Origin of the sequence: Paraburkholderia sp. J7, assembly GCF_905220155.1 — a bacterium.
GTDB lineage: Bacteria > Pseudomonadota > Gammaproteobacteria > Burkholderiales > Burkholderiaceae > Paraburkholderia.
The window spans coordinates 188,143-203,806 of sequence record NZ_CAJMYZ010000017.1 but is presented as its reverse complement, the minus strand read 5'-3'; the positions used below and the strand labels follow the sequence as shown (position 1 = coordinate 203,806).

Annotated in this window: 16 protein-coding genes; 8 read left to right on the top strand and 8 right to left on the bottom strand. The window is 62.4% G+C overall.

The features are described from left to right. Positions 1–12: 12 nt before the first annotated feature. Positions 13–1,545 (bottom strand): diguanylate cyclase, encoded by a 1,533-nt coding sequence (locus tag U5A58_RS26530; RefSeq protein ID WP_415774295.1) that lies wholly within the window; start codon positions 1,543–1,545, stop codon positions 13–15. A gap of 619 nt (positions 1,546–2,164) precedes the next feature. Here U5A58_RS26530 and U5A58_RS26525 point away from each other — a divergent pair. Then, complete coding sequence (locus tag U5A58_RS26525) at positions 2,165–2,728, top strand: YSC84-related protein (RefSeq protein WP_321915623.1); 564 nt, start codon at positions 2,165–2,167, stop codon at positions 2,726–2,728. 566 nt (positions 2,729–3,294) lie between these two features. On the opposite strand, the gene U5A58_RS26520 is transcribed toward U5A58_RS26525, so the two are convergent. The 4 genes from U5A58_RS26520 to adk form a co-directional block, all read right to left on the bottom strand. Continuing rightward, positions 3,295–3,453, bottom strand: coding sequence for a hypothetical protein (locus tag U5A58_RS26520; protein ID WP_321915624.1), 159 nt, complete (start codon positions 3,451–3,453; stop codon positions 3,295–3,297). A 209-nt stretch (positions 3,454–3,662) separates the two neighbouring features. Continuing rightward, entirely contained in the window at positions 3,663–5,171 is a 1,509-nt protein-coding gene (locus U5A58_RS26515) for an acetyl-CoA hydrolase/transferase family protein (protein WP_321915625.1), read from the bottom strand. 47 nt (positions 5,172–5,218) lie between these two features. Next, positions 5,219–6,163, bottom strand: a complete 945-nt coding sequence (locus tag U5A58_RS26510; RefSeq protein ID WP_321915626.1) for a histone deacetylase family protein — start codon at positions 6,161–6,163, stop codon at positions 5,219–5,221. A 74-nt stretch (positions 6,164–6,237) separates the two neighbouring features. After that, complete coding sequence (adk, locus tag U5A58_RS26505; RefSeq protein ID WP_321915627.1) at positions 6,238–6,900, bottom strand: adenylate kinase; 663 nt, start codon at positions 6,898–6,900, stop codon at positions 6,238–6,240. 268 nt (positions 6,901–7,168) lie between these two features. On the opposite strand from adk, the gene U5A58_RS26500 reads away from it, so the two are divergent. Next, positions 7,169–7,417 carry a hypothetical protein gene (locus U5A58_RS26500; RefSeq protein WP_321915628.1) on the top strand — a complete coding sequence of 83 codons (249 nt, stop codon included), beginning with the start codon at positions 7,169–7,171 and terminating at the stop codon, positions 7,415–7,417. Positions 7,418–7,465: 48 nt separating this feature from the next. On the opposite strand, the gene U5A58_RS26495 is transcribed toward U5A58_RS26500, so the two are convergent. Further along, positions 7,466–8,452: a zinc-dependent alcohol dehydrogenase family protein gene (locus tag U5A58_RS26495; protein ID WP_321915629.1), complete on the bottom strand. Its 987-nt coding sequence runs from the start codon at positions 8,450–8,452 to the stop codon at positions 7,466–7,468. A 577-nt stretch (positions 8,453–9,029) separates the two neighbouring features. Between U5A58_RS26495 and U5A58_RS26490 the strand changes: the two genes are divergently transcribed. After that, a complete protein-coding gene (locus U5A58_RS26490; protein ID WP_321915630.1) occupies positions 9,030–10,373 on the top strand; it encodes a cation:proton antiporter in 1,344 nt (447 codons plus the stop codon). Between the two features lie 40 nt (positions 10,374–10,413). On the opposite strand, the gene U5A58_RS26485 is transcribed toward U5A58_RS26490, so the two are convergent. Continuing rightward, on the bottom strand, positions 10,414–10,869 hold the full coding sequence (locus tag U5A58_RS26485) for a universal stress protein (protein ID WP_321915631.1): 456 nt from the start codon (positions 10,867–10,869) through the stop codon (positions 10,414–10,416). A gap of 226 nt (positions 10,870–11,095) precedes the next feature. On the opposite strand from U5A58_RS26485, the gene acs reads away from it, so the two are divergent. The 5 genes from acs (at position 11,096) to U5A58_RS26460 (ending at position 15,183) form a co-directional block, all read left to right on the top strand. Further along, positions 11,096–13,072, top strand: a complete 1,977-nt coding sequence (gene acs / locus U5A58_RS26480; protein ID WP_321915632.1) for an acetate--CoA ligase — start codon at positions 11,096–11,098, stop codon at positions 13,070–13,072. Between the two features lie 16 nt (positions 13,073–13,088). Next, the gene (locus tag U5A58_RS26475) at positions 13,089–13,685 is read left to right on the top strand and encodes an acetate uptake transporter (RefSeq protein ID WP_321915633.1); all 597 of its coding nucleotides are present in this window, start codon (positions 13,089–13,091) and stop codon (positions 13,683–13,685) included. A gap of 22 nt (positions 13,686–13,707) precedes the next feature. Beyond that, positions 13,708–14,358 (top strand): nitroreductase family protein, encoded by a 651-nt coding sequence (locus tag U5A58_RS26470; protein WP_321963603.1) that lies wholly within the window; start codon positions 13,708–13,710, stop codon positions 14,356–14,358. Positions 14,359–14,409: 51 nt separating this feature from the next. Beyond that, positions 14,410–14,850 (top strand): hypothetical protein, encoded by a 441-nt coding sequence (locus tag U5A58_RS26465; protein ID WP_321915635.1) that lies wholly within the window; start codon positions 14,410–14,412, stop codon positions 14,848–14,850. A gap of 132 nt (positions 14,851–14,982) precedes the next feature. Further along, positions 14,983–15,183, top strand: a complete 201-nt coding sequence (locus tag U5A58_RS26460; protein ID WP_321915732.1) for a hypothetical protein — start codon at positions 14,983–14,985, stop codon at positions 15,181–15,183. Here U5A58_RS26460 and U5A58_RS26455 read toward each other — a convergent pair. Continuing rightward, positions 15,177–15,635 carry a universal stress protein gene (locus U5A58_RS26455; RefSeq protein WP_321915636.1) on the bottom strand — a complete coding sequence of 153 codons (459 nt, stop codon included), beginning with the start codon at positions 15,633–15,635 and terminating at the stop codon, positions 15,177–15,179. The two genes, U5A58_RS26460 and U5A58_RS26455, sit on opposite strands and share 7 nt — an antisense overlap. Between the last annotated feature and the right edge of the window lie 29 nt (positions 15,636–15,664).

Below are 15,664 nucleotides of genomic sequence, written 5' to 3'. Positions count from 1 at the left end.
CATTCATGTGTATTAGCCGGGACTCGATCTGACAGGTAGTCGGGCTTCGTGATGCCTGCCAGCACATACCCGGTTCCGCCCCAGCCCCTTGGCTGCGTAAACCGCATCGTCTGCAGCCTTCACCAGCGTGCAAACGTCGATAATACCTGGCGCGCCAGTAGTCGAAACGCCAATGCTCACCGTAACATGCCCGAACGGGCTTTTCACATGTTCGACCTGCAGATGCTCGATTGCGCGGCGAACTTTCTCCGCAACGCACAGCGCCCCGGCCGTACCGGTTTCAGGCAGGACCACGACAAACTCTTCGCCTCCGTAGCGCGCCACGTGGTCACAAGGCCTCGTGATGCTGGTCGATATGCTTCTTGCCACCGCCTTCAGCGCTTCGTCGCCAGCCTGATGCCCATAGTAGTCGTTGTAGGCCTTGAAGTTGTCGATGTCGACGAAGAGCAGCGAGAGCGGGCCGCCCTTGCGCCTGGCCCGGCGCCACTCGGTGGCTGTGATCTTGTCAAGCGTGCCACGGTTGTCCAATCCGGTCAGAGCGTCGCGTTGCGCCAGCCGCCGCAGTTCGGCTTCGATACGTTGGCGTCGGCGCAATTGCCTGACGAGCACCCAGGTCCCGGCCGCCTTGACCGCGGTGAACACAGTCATCAGGATTGCAAACCACCTGGCTCGTGACCACCAGTCGGCAAAAACCTCGCTCATGGCGGGCGCAACTTCGACAACCATCGGCAATCCCGCCAGGTGCCTGTAGACGTACAGCCTGCGTACTCCGTCAATGCTGGCTGTGCCAGCAAACGCGCCCTGTGTCCCCGTCATGATGCGCACGAACACCGCCGTCTTCGCAAGACTTCTTCCCACCGTGGCACGATCGTAAGGAAGCCTGGCGATCAGCGTGCCGTCTGTCTCGAACACCGCCACCGTACCGCCCGGTCCAATCGACAGTCCGTCGAGGAGACCACGAAAATAGTCGACGTCCAGCCGACCCACCACCGTACCCGCCGACGTGCCATCTGGGCGCGTGACGCGTCGAGCCAGCGCGATAACCAGAGTATTCCGCGCCGCGGCGGAAACGTAGGGGCGGCTGATAGAGAGTCCAGAGTCCGTCACGCTCGAGTGGTCCGGCAATGACGTCCGGTCTGCCCGTTCGTTTGGCTTCATCGGTGCGTCATCGGAACGGACAAGCGGATCTCCGTTTGAGTCCAGGAGCGTGATCGGCCCAAGGTAGCGGGCAGTCGCCGCGCGATCAAACAGTGCCCGGTGGCGCAGTTTCGCGGGGAGAGACATCAAACCCGGGTCTGCGGCTCCCTCGGCAACGGCCCGCAGGGAAAGATCATAAAGTTCTATGCTGCGTTGTACGTCCCGCTCCAGCACCAGAGTGAGGTTGCTTGCGTTCTGGACGGCACGATCATAGGCATCTGCTCGCGCCTCCAGGAGCATCGCGACCCCGATTCCCGCGGTGCCCAACCAGAGCATCACGCTGCAACACAACAATCCAGCCGGTGTGAGGACAGATTTCGCAGCCGTCGAACAGAACCGGGCGAGCATCCGGACCGCACTGGACGACCTTGACCTCGCCCACAACTCCGTCACGGCCTTTGGCCGCTTATATTGTTCCGGCTTCACCTGCTTTCCCCGATTCTGCTCATGTGGGCGGATTGCGCCCTTTGTTATGCACTGCGCATGGCTATACCCTATGAACTAAGCCGTCGCGGTGAACTGATCCAGATCAAACCGGCCTGCCAGTCGGGCCAGAGGTGCGACGATGCGGTACATACTTTCTCCTGCAATCGGATTCCCGAAAGGCGCGCCGGCATCGGTCGACCACGCCACGCTGCATCTTGAACTCGCGGGCAATATTGGCGCTTATGGGGCGTCCGCGCCGAATCACTGGCCCAACGAGATCTGGGCGATCAGCAGCCCGGGGGATCAGCATCGGCCGCAAGGCGGCGCCGGAGATGTTGCCGGACGGGCCGCGCCGCATTGCAAGGTATTTTCGAAAGTCTCCCGCCTTTGCCTATAGTTCAATTGCAACAACGAATGTCGTAGAGCATGGCCCAATTGCCTTGATGGCAAGCACAGACCCCTATTGATATGACCCGGCAAGGCCCGACGCGGGAGTTCGTTTCAAACCGCGAGGTCGAATCCCGGATGGAGCGAAAGTGTCATGAGCAAGTATCTGCGACTATTCCTTGCGGTCCCGTTTTTACTACTCGCGGCAGCCTGTTCAACGCAGGAGGCTTTTTCAACGGGAGCGGGTGATCCAGAACTGGAGGCTCAAGCGCGCGCAGCGCTGCAGCAACTGTTTGACACTGCGCCCAGAGCCAGGGACCTTCATGATCGGGCAAAGACTGTACTCGTATTTCCAAATATCGTTCGCGCGGGCCTCGGGGTAGGCGCGCAAGGCGGACGAGGAGTACTCTTCGACTCCGACGGTAAAGTTCTGGGCTACTTCAGAAATACCGGGGTTTCCTGGGGCCTGCAGGCTGGTGCGCAGACGCTCTCGGAAGCGTTGTTCCTGATGACCGACAGCGCCGCGCGCCAACCCTTCGATAGTAGCGGTTGGGCCGTTGGCGTAGGCCCGACCGTCGTCGTCGTGGATGCGGGTGCAGGCAGGTCGATGAACACGACAACGCTGCAGGCGGATGTCTACGCATTTATCTTTGGTCAGCAGGGGTTGATGGCCGGGCTCGGCGTACAAGGCCAACGGATTACGAGGCTCAATCCATGAGTTGGACAACGGCTTCATCGCACATCACGTTAGTGCCACTATTCCACTACACTCGCTCGCGCTGGTAGTCGTCTCCGCCCGCCACGTGCCATGCATAGACTCCGACAAACGGAACCATTGCATTGCCGAAAGTCTGTGGCGGGCCTAAAACCCCGGCGCACAACGGACCTGCGACTATCGCCGTGAGCAACTACATGTAAACCGTCTTCTGCACGGGACCAGCCTCCGCTTTCCTCGCCAGTAGTGTCAATCGAGAAATGGAAACATGATGGGCTTGATGTTGTCCTCCCATGTAGCGATACGACCAGAATTCGCGTAGTGCGCGACGGAATAACCCGCTTTCCGCCCGCGGTCCAAAAATTGCCCGCACGTTATCACTCGTCCAATCGCGGGACATGGGCCGGTAACCGCCAAACTGGCAATTCATGGATTTCATGCGGTTGTCTCGCACGCGGAGTGTTCGCGGATCAATCCGCCGTGCATTACCGTTGCGTGTTGGAATTCACGTGACTGCCCGTACCGAGCCCTACACGAAAGGGAAACTGCCTCTCAACCGATCAGCAAGCTTACTGACGACCACCGTGTATGTTGCCGGCCACGCCGCCCGCGACGCCGCCAATAATTGCGCCGGTCCACGCGTCGCCACCTGCGATCACCGCAATGCCCGCGCCGCCGGCCGGCCCGATCGCCGAGCCGCTCATCGTTCCCTGCTGACGAGGGGTCATATCCGTGCAGCCGAAGACGGCAACGAGTGTTCCTCTGCCGTTCGCTGCGGGCGAAGACGCCTGCCGGCCACCTGAAACAGGCCCACACGCATCCATGCCCCGCGCTACCTGAATAATCATCACCACACTCGTCGCGGGTTTTGGACCGATTGTGATTGAAGCCAAAGCAACGCGAATATAAGTCCGGGAGCAAGCGAACGCCGAGCTGTTCACCGCATGCGTCCATTCTCCACGAAGCGCCGGTGCCACGACAACGCTTCGCCAAGAAGATGCGGCGTGTGCTTGCCGACGCTCTCGCGGCAGGCGCGCTCGAAGTAGTCTTCGAGCAACGGACGATAATCGGGATGAGCGCATTGGGCGATGATGGCCCGTGCGCGCTGCTTGGGCGAGAGTCCGCGCAGATCCGCGAGCCCCTGCTCGGTCACGATCACGGTCACGTCATGCTCGGTGTGGTCAACATGGCTCGCCATGGGGACGATGCACGAAATGGCGCCATTCTTCGCAATGCTTGGAGTCACGAAGCACGACAGGAACCCGTTACGCGCAAAATCTCCCGACCCGCCAATGCCGTTGATGATCGACGTACCCGCGACGTGAGTGGAATTGACGTTGCCGTATATGTCGGCCTCCACCATACCGTTGATGGCGATGCAACCCAGGCGCCTCACCAGTTCGGCGTGGTTCGAGATTTCCTGGGGACGCAGCACGATACGGCTGCGGTAATGGTCGATATTGCGCTGGAATTCCTCGACGCCCTCCGGGCTCAGCGAGAGCGCTGTGGCTGAGGCGACGCGCATTGTGTCGGTACGGATCAGGTCCAGCATGCCATCCTGGATCACTTCAGTGAATGCGCTGAGGCCTTCGAAGCCGCCGTCGCGCAAACCACTGAGTACGGCATTGGCGATGTTGCCCACGCCCGATTGCAGCGGCAGGAGTTCGGGCCTCAGCCGTCCGTGCGCGATCTCATGCCGGAAGAATTCGACGAGATGTCCGGCGATGCGCGCGCTGATTGCGTCGGGTGCTGCGAAGCGGCCGAGTCGGTCGGGCGCGTGTGTCTCGACGACCGCCACCACTTTAGCGGGATCAACGCGTAAATATGGCTCGCCAATGCGGTCGCCGGGCGCGACGAGCGGAATCGGCTTACGCCCCGGCGGCAGCGCGGTGCCGTAGTAGATGTCGTGCATACCGTCGAGTCCGGCGGGCTGATTCGAGTTCACCTCAAGGATCACCTGGCTCGCCAGATCGAGCCACGTCTTGTTGTTGCCCACCGAAGTCGAAGGAATCAGGCGTCCGTCAGGCAGAATCCCGGCCACCTCGATCACCGCCATGTCGATCGGGCCGAGAAAGCCGAACCAGGCGTACTGCGCCACCTGCCCGAGGTGGATGTCCATGTACTCGATCTCGCCGCGATTGATGCGCGCACGCAGTTCGGGGTCGCTCTGGTAAGGCAGCCGAAAATCGATCGCTCCCACTTTGGCAAGCGCCCCGTCGAGTTCCGGCGCGGTGGATGCGCCAGTCAGCACGCGAATGGCGAACCGTTCGCCCCGGGCATGTGCGCCCTCGATCAGCCGCGCGAGCTCGAGCGGCACGGCCTTCGGATACCCTGATCCGGTGAACCCGCTCATGCCTACCGTCATACCCGGTTGAATCAATTTCGCCGCAGCAGCAGCGGGCATGATTCTCGACATGAGCGAGGCTTGCTGAATTCGCGTTTCCATACGCGTTCCCCCATGTTTGAACTGCGAGGCGCCCACTCGAGCCGGACTCAGGAGCACTCAAGGGCAACATCGACGCCAGCCAGTGCCTTCACGTGCGCGGCGGCGCTTCGCCCCAGTGACGACAGTGCGTAGCCACCCTCCAGACACGAAACAACACGTCCCGCCGCATGTTGCCCGGCGACTTCGACGATGCGCTGCGTAACCCATGCATAGTCGCGCTCAGTCAGGCAGAGGTTGCCCATGTCGTCTTCACGATGCCCGTCGAAGCCCGCCGAGATGAAAATCATCTCTGGCTTGAAGGCGTTCAGCGCAGGGAGCCACTTGTCGATGACCGCGGCCTGAAGTGCCTCTCCGCCGGAACGTGGCGGCAGCGGCACATTCACCATGTTTCTGCCCCGCGCAAGGTGTCCCGAATACGGGTAAAGCTGATCCCCGAAAATCGAGCACATGAGGACGCGATCGTCGTCATGAAAGATGTCTTCGCTGCCGTTCGCGTGATGCACGTCGAAGTCGACGAGGGCCACGCGGGAGAGACCGTGCACGTTCAGTGCGTGACGAATCCCCACCGCGACATTGTTGAAAAAGCAGAACCCTCCAGCTGCAGCAATCGCAGCATGGTGCCCTGGGGGCCGCACGTTGCAGAATGCCGAGTCGCACTCGCCGCCGATCACAAGGTCGGCTGCGAGCACAGCAGCCCCTGCCGCGCGCAACGCAGCGATATAGGTACAAGGATTCATGCTGGTGTCGGGATCGACATGCACATACCCTTCAATCGGCGTCATGCCCACCAGGTGTCGGATGTACGCGACGGAGTGTACCTGGGCGAGCTGCTGCTCGGTGGCAAGCGGCGCGTCGTAGGTCCGCATGTAGTCGAGGAGCCCCTTCATGAGCAGCATGTCATGGATGGCGCCAATACGATCGGGCGACTCCGGGTGCATGTACCCCATCTCATGACGCTCGCAATCGGGGTGGGAAATATAGGCTGGAAACACGTCGGCTGCTCCGAATCGAGAAGAACTGGCCGCGTGACTGACGGGAGCCTGCGGTCTCGCCAGCACGCGCGGGCTTACTCCAATGCGTCGAGTACGCGTGCACGGATTTCCTCGACGCTGCCGAGGCCCGAGACGCGCCGGTATTGCGGCGCTGTCAGGCCATGCTCGGCGCCGCGCCGCATCCATTCGGTGTAGTAGTCGATCAACGGCCTGGTCTGCGCGACGTAGACCTGGAGGCGCTTCCTGACCGTTTCTTCCGTGTCGTCATCTCGCTGGATCAACGGTTCGCCCGTCAAGTCATCCTTTCCTTCGACCTTCGGCGGATTGAACTTCACGTGATACGTGCGGCCCGATGCCGGATGGAAGCGGCGGCCGCTCATACGGACGATGATCTGATCGAACGGCACGTCGAGTTCGAGGACGTGATCGATCGTGACGCCGGCCTGCTTCATCGCCTCGGCTTGCGGCAGCGTGCGCGGAAATCCATCGAACAGATAGCCGTTCTTGCAATCGGGCTCGCGCAGGCGTTCCTTCACCAAATTGATGATGAGCTCATCGGGCACGAGTTCGCCCGAATCCATGTAGCGCTTCGCCTCGAGGCCGCATGGCGTGCCGGCCTTCACTGCCGCCCGAAGCATGTCACCGGTGGAAATCTGAGGTACCCGAAATTTTTCGCCGATGAAGCGAGCCTGTGTACCCTTGCCCGCGCCGGGCGCACCCAACAATATCGAACGCATTTGATGTCTCCTGTCTCCGGCCGTCAGGGCACGGCATTGCATGCCATTGAATTCTCGGCGCCGGCGCAGGCTGACTCTTGATGTGCATCAATCGAAGCAGAGCAATGTGTCAGCGCGGAATGTAGGCAAATCCCTACAACATCGCACATACGACTACGACACTTTCAGCCCGCACTGATTTCGCCTCTCCAGAACGCAAACAATAATGCTTTCACATACTCGACCCGCGCCCCCTTCGGCGCAGTGCGACCGGAATCAGGAGAAAGCGATGAACGGCAGCGAAGTTACCCTTCGATCACTCGTGGACAAGTGGCTGGCTCCCACTTTTTCGGCGCCGGCGCGCGTCGCGCAAGTGGGTCGCTTGCTGGCCACTCGTAGCCGCTTCGTGCGGATCGAAGGCCGCACCTCGAGCGGCACACTCACAATAGTCTTCTTCCGCCACAACGACGGCTCGTGGTGCGTATTTCCGCCCGCGCAGACAAAGCCGGCAATGCGTCAACGTCTTGCCGCGCACTGAGCTCGTTGTCGGGAGCGCGACGCTCCAGCGATTCAGGCGAGGCAAGTATCACGTCATCGTCAACACTGCAGCGCCGCTCAACCGCCCTTCGCGCAAATCGGCGAGCGCCTCGTTCGCGCGCGCGAGCGGGTACGGCGTGGTCTCGATTTCGAGCTTGTGGCGCGCGGCGATTTCCATGAACTTCACGCCGTCTTCACGCGTGAGATTCGCCACCGAGACAATGCGCCGCTCCCCCCACAGCCACGCGTAAGGAAACGAGGGAATGTCGCTCATGTGGATGCCGCCGCATACGACCGTGCCGCCCTTCGTCAGCGAGCGCAGCGCGGCGGGCACGAGTGCGCCGACCGGCGCGAACAACAGCGCCGCGTCGAGTTCCTCGGGCGCGCGCTCGTCGCTGCCGCCGGCCCACGTTGCGCCGAGCCGCCGCGCGAACTGCTGCGCCGCGGTATCGCCCGGACGCGTGAAGGCGTAGACCGTACGCCCCTGGTGACGCGCGACCTGCGCGACGATATGCGCCGCAGCGCCGAAACCGTAAATGCCGATGCGCCGCGCATCGCCCGCCATCGCCAGCGAGCGATAGCCGATGAGCCCCGCGCAGAGCAGCGGCGCGGCTTCGACGTCGCTGTACTGGCGCGGCAAATGGAAGCAGTAGCGGGCGTCGGCGACAGTGCGCGTAGCATAGCCGCCGTCGATCGTGTAGCCCGTGAAGCCGGGCGCATCACAGAGGTTCTCGCGCCCCTCGGCGCAAAAGCGGCACTGGCCGCAGGTATGGCCGAGCCACGGCACGCCCACGCGGTCGCCCGGCGCGAAGCCCGTCACGCCGGTTCCCAGCGCCGCGACCGTGCCGACGATCTCGTGGCCGGGAATCACCGGCTTTTTCGGGTGCTCGAGGTCGCCGTCTACCACGTGGAGATCGGTGCGGCACACCCCGCATGCAAGCACGTTGATCAAAATCTCGCCGTCGGCCGGCGCAGGGTCTCGCAACTCGACATCGCGCAGGAGAGGACTCCCACCATCAAATATCATCGCTCGCATTGCTCGCTCCTCGCCGCCGTATTAGCGCTGTCTCGACAGTACGATCTGGCGACAATGCCCTCGATCTCCACCAAGCTTGTCATGGCAGCGCGCCAATACCGCCGCAGCATTCCATACATCAACACCGAGTTGCAGTGTTCATCGGGCTAACCGAAGTGAACCGACGTCGTACCCCGGCCGAGTGTTGGATTCCTCGCGAATCACTGTTCGATGCGCCTGACATGTCGCCACCCGGAGCGTCCCACTGCCTTGGCGGTTTCATCCTGATATAGATCAATTTAGGTACGCGCGGTGGGACGCTCTTTGAGTCCGGTCTGTTTGATGGGGGCGCGTTGCCGTATGCAATGTCAGGGGCCGCGCAATTCCGCTTGATCTCGGTCAAATACCGCCATGGTTGCGATGCTTGGGCTACGAGCCTGCATGGCGCGCGAATCTACGTGCCCTGTGCTCATCCTCAACCATTAGGTGGGCCGACCCAACAGATAAGCAATGCGTTAAAGGCGCTACGGAACCTGTCCTCGATAGCGCTTTGTGAACGTGAGGAGTGCGTTCGAGGGGCAGCATTGATCTGCATCAAATGATCGTGCACGGGTTGGCTGTTTCATGTTCGCTACGGGTCGGCATTCAAATGCGGCAGACCCCATCTGCCAGTGGGGTCGCACAGATGACGCTCATCACCGCATTCGTCGCGCTCGTCTTCCTCTACGCTCTCGTGTCCCGACGCCTCGAGCGGACCGTAGTTACTGCGCCTATCCTGTTCACAGCGCTCGGCGCACTCATGTCGTTCTCGCATGAGGCGCTGACAGAACTCGCGCTGGACCGGAAAGATCTGCTGCTGATCGCCGAGCTGGGTCTCGTGATGACGCTGTTCACGGACGCCTCCCGCGTGCGACCGCAGATGCTCAAGGGTGAGACCAATCTGCCTGTCCGTTTGCTAAGCGGTGGAATGCTTCTCACCATGACGCTTGGCATTCTTGGTGCGATGGTTGTCGTGCGGTCGCTTACGTGGTGGGAAGCAGGCATTCTCGCGGCAATCCTGGCGCCGACCGACGCGGGGCTCGGACAGGCCATCGTCAATAGCCCACGCGTGCCGCGGCGCATTCGTCAGGCACTGAATGTGGAAGCAGGGTTGAACGACGGCCTCTCGGTCCCCTTCCTCATGTTCTTCATCGCGTTGGCGCAGACCAGGGAGACAGGCGCGGGCGGTTCGGTGCTGGCCCGCTTCCTGATTGAGCAGCTCGGTTACGGAACGCTGATCGGACTTGGCATTGGTCTGAGCGGCGGTTGGCTGCTCGGTCTCTGCCGTCGCAAGGAATGGATGGCCGTACCACTCACGCAGCTTGCCGTCGTTGCGCTCCCCTTTGCCTGCGTCCTGGCTTCGGAGGCCACCGGCGCGAGCATGTTCATCGCCGCCTTCGTCGCCGGGCTGTCGACCCAGGCGGGCTTCGGCGAAATCGGCAAGCACAGCGTCGAGTTCACGGAGGATTGGGGGCAACTGTTTAACTACTTCGTCTTCTTCCTGTTCGGGCTCCTCGTCACGCGTGTGTGGCGGCAGTTCGATTTCGCCGTCATTGCCTATAGCGTGTTGAGTCTCACGCTGATCCGCATGATTCCCGTCGCGCTCGCGTTGAGGGGCACGCACCTCAGTTCGCCGACCGTATTGTTCATGGGTTGGTTCGGCCCGAGAGGGCTCGCATCGATCGTACTCGGCCTCGTCTACCTTGAAGGTGACACAAAGCTGCTTGGCGAGGCGACCATCAAGCTGGTCGTCATGGCGACGGTACTGTTGAGCATCGTCGCACACGGGCTTACCGCGTTGCCCGCGATCCGCAGCTATACGCGTGCACTCGCGACTCTGGGTGACGACGCGCCCGAGCACGAGACTGTCGGCGTCGATCGTGCGAGCGCGGGTGGTCCCTGATTCGCGATGGTCTCGCTGGTTGCGCAAAAGAACGCCTGCGCTAGCCACGCACGACCAGCACCGGACACGACGAAATACGGAGAAGCCCCTCGGAGACGCTGCCCAGCACCGCCCTGCTCACACCGTGCCTGCCGTGCGTACCCATCAGAACAAGATCGGCGTCCTGTATTTTTGCGCAGCGCTGCAGGCATTCCGGGATCGAGTCAGATTTCCCAAGTGTCTCGCAAATCTCATACGTGGCGGCCACTTTGCGGTCTTTCATCGCTAGCCGTACTTCTTCGAGTGCGACGCGGCCGTCCTCGTTCAGCACCCTGCCGAGCGCTTCAGGATCGAAGTAGCCGGAGTAAGGCGCAAGGCCCCATTTATGCACGACGTACACCGCATGCACGTGCGCGTGAGCCACTGCTGCGAGCGAGGCGGCCTCCTTCGCAGCGCGGCGAGCGGATTCACTACCGTCGACTGCCAGCAGAATTTTTCTATAAGCGGGCTTTGTCATTTGACGGTCTCCCTGGGGCGCGACGTGACGACCGCCCAACCGTATCCGACTGGCTCCAGGTTCGGCTGATCTGCGTCAAGTGAAGCCGAACCGGCGGCGGCTTTGCGCGCCCCAAAACTAATTGATCTGAGTCAACCGCGTTCACGGTCGAGGCCGTGAGACTGAAGCAACACGACACGAGCGATATGCGTCGTGACTGCTACCGACTTGCACATGCGAGGAGACTATGTCCCACCCCGACCCAACGCCCGCCGGCGTCGCTCCATCCCCGATCCCCTTGTTGAAGGGCGCCACCATCGACGGCATGCCGGCGTATCGCGCGCTCGTCGATGAAGCGCAGCGCGACCCCGACTCGTTCTGGGCACGTCTCGCCCGCGAGCACCTCGACTGGAAACGCCCGTTCACACGCACACTCGATGCGTCGAATGCGCCGTTCTTCAAGTGGTTCGACGACGGCCTCCTCAATGCCTCGTACAACTGCCTCGACCGCCATCTCGCAAACGGTTCTGGCGAGCGCACCGCACTGATCTTCGAGGCGGACGACGGCAAGGTCACGACGCTCACCTATGCCGGATTGCACGCACGCGTATGCCGGGTCGCAAACGCTCTGCGCGCACGCGGCGTGCGGCGCGGCGATCGCGTGATGATCTATCTGCCCATGTCGATCGAAGGCGTAGTCGCGATGCAGGCGTGTGCGCGCATTGGTGCGCCGCATTCTGTCGTGTTCGGTGGTTTTTCCGCCAAGTCCCTGCATGAACGCATGGCCGACGTCGGCGCGTGTGTGCTCATCACCGCCGACGAGCAGGTGCGCGGCGGTCGCCATTTGCCGCTCAAGACGATCGCGGACGAAGCGCTCGAGATGGGCGGCGCTGCGAACGTGCACACCGTGATCGTCTATCGCCGCACGGGCGGCCCGATTCCGTGGAACGCGCAGCGCGACGTTTGGCTGCATGAACTGGAGCAGGCTCAGTCAGCCGAGTGCGAACCCGAATGGGTCGACGCGGAGCATCCGCTTTTCATTCTTTACACCTCCGGCTCCACGGGCACACCTAAAGGCGTGCAGCACAGCACCGGCGGCTATCTGCTGTGGGCGGCGCTCACGATGAAGTGGACTTTCGATATCCGGGCGTCCGACGTGTTCTGGTGCACGGCCGACATCGGCTGGATTACGGGCCATAGCTATATCTGCTACGGCCCGACCGCTGCGGGCGCAACGCAGGTTATCTTCGAAGGCGTGCCGACGTGGCCCGACGCTGGCCGCTTCTGGCAGATGATCGAGCGCCACAAGGTCTCGATTTTCTATACCGCGCCCACCGCCATCCGCTCTCTCATCAAGGCGGCGGACAGCGAACCTGCTGTGCACCCTTCTCGTTACGACCTCAGCACACTGCGCCTGCTCGGCACTGTAGGCGAACCAATCAATCCGGAGGCTTGGCGCTGGTTCGCGGAAAATGTAGGCGCGGGCCGCTGCCCCGTTCTGGACACGTTCTGGCAAACCGAGACCGGCGGCCACATGATCGCGCCGCTGCCTGGCGTCACGCCGCTGGTGGCAGGCTCGTGCACACTGCCGCTGCCCGGCATCGAGGCGGCTATCGTCGACGAATCGGGACACGATGTTCCAAACGGCCAAGGCGGCCTGCTCGTCATCAAGCGGCCCTGGCCTTCGATGCTGCGTACGATCTGGGGCAACCCCGCACGCTATCGTGCCGGCTACTTCCCGGAAGAACTGGGCGGCAAGCTCTATCTCGCCGGAGACGGCGCCATTCGCGACACGCAAACCGGCTATTTCACGATCACGGGCCGCGTGGACGACGTGCTCAACGTCTCCGGTCACCGTATGGGCACCATGGAAATTGAGTCTGCGCTGGCTGCGCACCCGCTTGTCTCGGAGGCTGCCGTGGTAGGCCGTCCCGATGCGACCACGGGCGAAGCGATCGTCGCCTTCGTCGTGCTCAAGGGCCCGCGTCCGGTCGAGGAAGAGGCGCAGCGCGTAGCCGATACATTGCGCGCCTGGATCGGCCACGAAATCGGACCGATCGCCAAGCCGCGGGAAATCCGCTTCGGCGACGCCATGCCGAAAACGCGCTCCGGCAAGATCGTTCGCCGCCTGCTGCGCTCCGTCGCGAAGGGCGAAGCCATCGAGCAGGACACTTCGACCGTCGAAAACCCCGGCGTCATTGCCCAGTTCGGCAAGGCTGCGTAAACAGGAGACACTCACCATGAAAACTTCCGCACCCAATCCCGCTGCGCTCGGCCTTGCCGGGTTCGCCCTCACGACGTGGCTGCTCAGCATGATCAATGCCGGATGGTTCGGCGGCGAGGCGCTCGGTCTCGTGCTTGCCTGCGCCCTGGCGTTCGGCGGCAGCGCGCAGGCCATTGCGGGCCTGATCGAGATTCCGCGTGGCAATACGTTCGGCGCCACGGCCTTCATCGCCTATGGCGCGTTTTGGTGGTCGCTCGCGCTGTATCTCATGTACCTGCACGAGCACGTCGTGCCGGCTTTTGTCGGCTGGTATCTGCTGCTCTGGGGTGTATTCACACTTTACATGTGGATTGCCACATGGCGCGCCTCGCGGGTCCTGCAACTCCTCTTCCTCGCGCTGTGGATTACGTTCTTCCTGCTGGCCGCGAGCGAATGGACAGGCTCGCTCCTGATCCATCACGCAGGGGGTTATGCCGGGCTCTTTACGGCACTCGTCGCGTTCTACCTTTCCGCGGCGGAGATCATCAACGAAACCCACGGCCGCTGCGTGCTGCCGACCGGCGCGCCGGCCCGCTCGAATGCCGATGACCTCGCCGCTGCACGCCCTGCGTGAACCTGAACGACTGGAGCACACCATGACCGAGCTTCAACGCATCGAATACGAACCCGCGCCGTTGCTGCCGCCCGCCCCCGCGAGCGGCGAGGCGCAAGAGTTCATCAGCCTTCCGCGCCCTCACCTCGACGGCGGCGCGCCTCTCATGACGGTTCTAGCCCACCGCAAAAGCACGCGCACCTATGCCGACTCGGCCCTGACGCTCAATACGATCGGCGAACTGCTCTGGGCCGCCGACGGCATCAACCGGCCCGAAAGCGGTGGCCACACCGCGCCATCCGCGCACGGCATTCACGAGATCGACATTTACGCTGCGCTCCCCCTCGGTGTGTATCGTTACGAGCCTGCGCTTCACCATCTCGTGCTCAAGCATCGCGTCGACGCGCGCAACATGACCGGCTATCAGGACTTCGTGGCGAAGGCGCCGCTCGACCTCGTGTATGTGCTGCGAGGGTCGCAGGTTCTCGATACGCCGCCGCAGCAACGCGAACTTTTCGCTGGGATAGCGGCGGGTGCGATCTGCCAGAACGTTTCGCTTTACTGTGCGTCCGAGGGGCTTGCCACCGTAGTGCGAGGCTGGATCAATCGCAGGCTGCTCGCCGATGCGCTGCGTCTGAACGAGGACGAGATACCGCTCCTCGCGCAAACGGTCGGCAAGCTCCCGGTGAACTGATCCGCAGACTGGGCCGAGGCGAAGCGGCGTAAGCCGGAAAAGGAAACCACGATGATGACACGCGTCGATTTGAGCGCCGTGCAACGCGTTTATCGGCTTTGTTACGTCCGTACGCCCTGGGCATGGTTCACGCGCATTCCACTTGACCAGCAATGGGGCGAGCACTGGGAACGGGCGCCGTTCACGCGCGAGGCCGGCCTGCCCTACTCCGATGCGCCCGAACAGATCCTCAAGGTCGGCTTCGACGCGCCGCTGCTGGATCCGGAAACGGGAGAGCACGCTCACCCGTACAGCGTCCAGGAGATCAACACGCAAGCGGCGCCGTGGCTGCGCACCGAGAGCTATCTCTGCGGCCCCCCCATTCACATCATGGCGGGTGTAACGCTGCAGCGGTTTACGGAACTGGTCGAACTGGCAGGGGGAATCGTCTACGCTCCGCTAGGCTGGGGAGAACTCCCCAGGCTGCAAGTGACGTCGGACGCTGCACACTGAACGGGTGTGATGTGATTCGATTCGGAGCGGGGCCGCGGTTGCCGCAACGGTGCATAAATTCAATGGGGGTCGATTGAATCGTTCCCCCAGCCGGCGATATCGCCCAGGAAGACAAAGAAAAGAGACGATCTGATGAAGCTCCTTTTTGGCTTCGTCGATGCCGGCAGTGTCGTTGAACGTCGTGCCGGTGGCTTGCTGCATGTCAATCCGTGCATGGCTTCTGCCGATGCTCATGAAGTCGCGGGCCGCGAGCAGGACCAGGACTCCGATAAACAGCATGATGCTGCCAGGATCAAACGTCTCCTCCCTGCGCAACCCACCACCGGTTACTGAGCCGGCCCGCGAACGAGCAGCACCGGACACTGTGCCGAGCGCACGAATCGCTCCGCGACACTGCCGAGCAGTGCGCGTTTGATACCGCGCCTGCCATGGGTACCGAGCACGACCAGTTGCGCACCGTGTTCCGATGCGCAGCGCTGCAGACATTCCGCCACGCTGTCGTTGATGTCCTCAATATGGAGCAGTTCCGTTTCGCACTGCACGCCAGCCACCTGCGCTTCGGCACGGGCCTCTTCGAGCTGGATCACGGCATCCTCGCGGTACGCTGCGATCGTGTCGGCGGGCACGTAGGTGAGTCCCATGCCCACGCCCATGGGTGCCACGATATCGAGCGCATGCACAATACGCAGTTGCGCGCCCGTTAAGCCCGCGAGCTTCACCGCTTCGGCAAGCGCCCGCTTCGATGTTTCGCTGGCGTCGTAAGCCACCAGTATTTTTTCGTACATAGCAATCTCCTCTCGGGCCATTGCCCTGC

What these genes read in the sequence shown, in the direction of transcription:
- U5A58_RS26530 (WP_415774295.1), bottom strand. Translation starts at nt 1,545, where the DNA reads ATGCTCGCCCGGTTCTGTTCGACGGCTGCGAAATCTGTCCTCACACCG.
- U5A58_RS26525 (WP_321915623.1), top strand. Translation starts at nt 2,165, where the DNA reads ATGAGCAAGTATCTGCGACTATTCCTTGCGGTCCCGTTTTTACTACTC.
- U5A58_RS26520 (WP_321915624.1), bottom strand. Translation starts at nt 3,453, where the DNA reads ATGACCCCTCGTCAGCAGGGAACGATGAGCGGCTCGGCGATCGGGCCG.
- U5A58_RS26515 (WP_321915625.1), bottom strand. Translation starts at nt 5,171, where the DNA reads ATGGAAACGCGAATTCAGCAAGCCTCGCTCATGTCGAGAATCATGCCC.
- adk (WP_321915627.1), bottom strand. Translation starts at nt 6,900, where the DNA reads ATGCGTTCGATATTGTTGGGTGCGCCCGGCGCGGGCAAGGGTACACAG.
- U5A58_RS26500 (WP_321915628.1), top strand. Translation starts at nt 7,169, where the DNA reads ATGAACGGCAGCGAAGTTACCCTTCGATCACTCGTGGACAAGTGGCTG.
- U5A58_RS26495 (WP_321915629.1), bottom strand. Translation starts at nt 8,452, where the DNA reads ATGCGAGCGATGATATTTGATGGTGGGAGTCCTCTCCTGCGCGATGTC.
- U5A58_RS26490 (WP_321915630.1), top strand. Translation starts at nt 9,030, where the DNA reads ATGATCGTGCACGGGTTGGCTGTTTCATGTTCGCTACGGGTCGGCATT.
- U5A58_RS26485 (WP_321915631.1), bottom strand. Translation starts at nt 10,869, where the DNA reads ATGACAAAGCCCGCTTATAGAAAAATTCTGCTGGCAGTCGACGGTAGT.
- acs (WP_321915632.1), top strand. Translation starts at nt 11,096, where the DNA reads ATGTCCCACCCCGACCCAACGCCCGCCGGCGTCGCTCCATCCCCGATC.
- U5A58_RS26475 (WP_321915633.1), top strand. Translation starts at nt 13,089, where the DNA reads ATGAAAACTTCCGCACCCAATCCCGCTGCGCTCGGCCTTGCCGGGTTC.
- U5A58_RS26470 (WP_321963603.1), top strand. Translation starts at nt 13,708, where the DNA reads ATGACCGAGCTTCAACGCATCGAATACGAACCCGCGCCGTTGCTGCCG.
- U5A58_RS26465 (WP_321915635.1), top strand. Translation starts at nt 14,410, where the DNA reads ATGATGACACGCGTCGATTTGAGCGCCGTGCAACGCGTTTATCGGCTT.
- U5A58_RS26460 (WP_321915732.1), top strand. Translation starts at nt 14,983, where the DNA reads ATGAAGCTCCTTTTTGGCTTCGTCGATGCCGGCAGTGTCGTTGAACGT.
- U5A58_RS26455 (WP_321915636.1), bottom strand. Translation starts at nt 15,635, where the DNA reads ATGTACGAAAAAATACTGGTGGCTTACGACGCCAGCGAAACATCGAAG.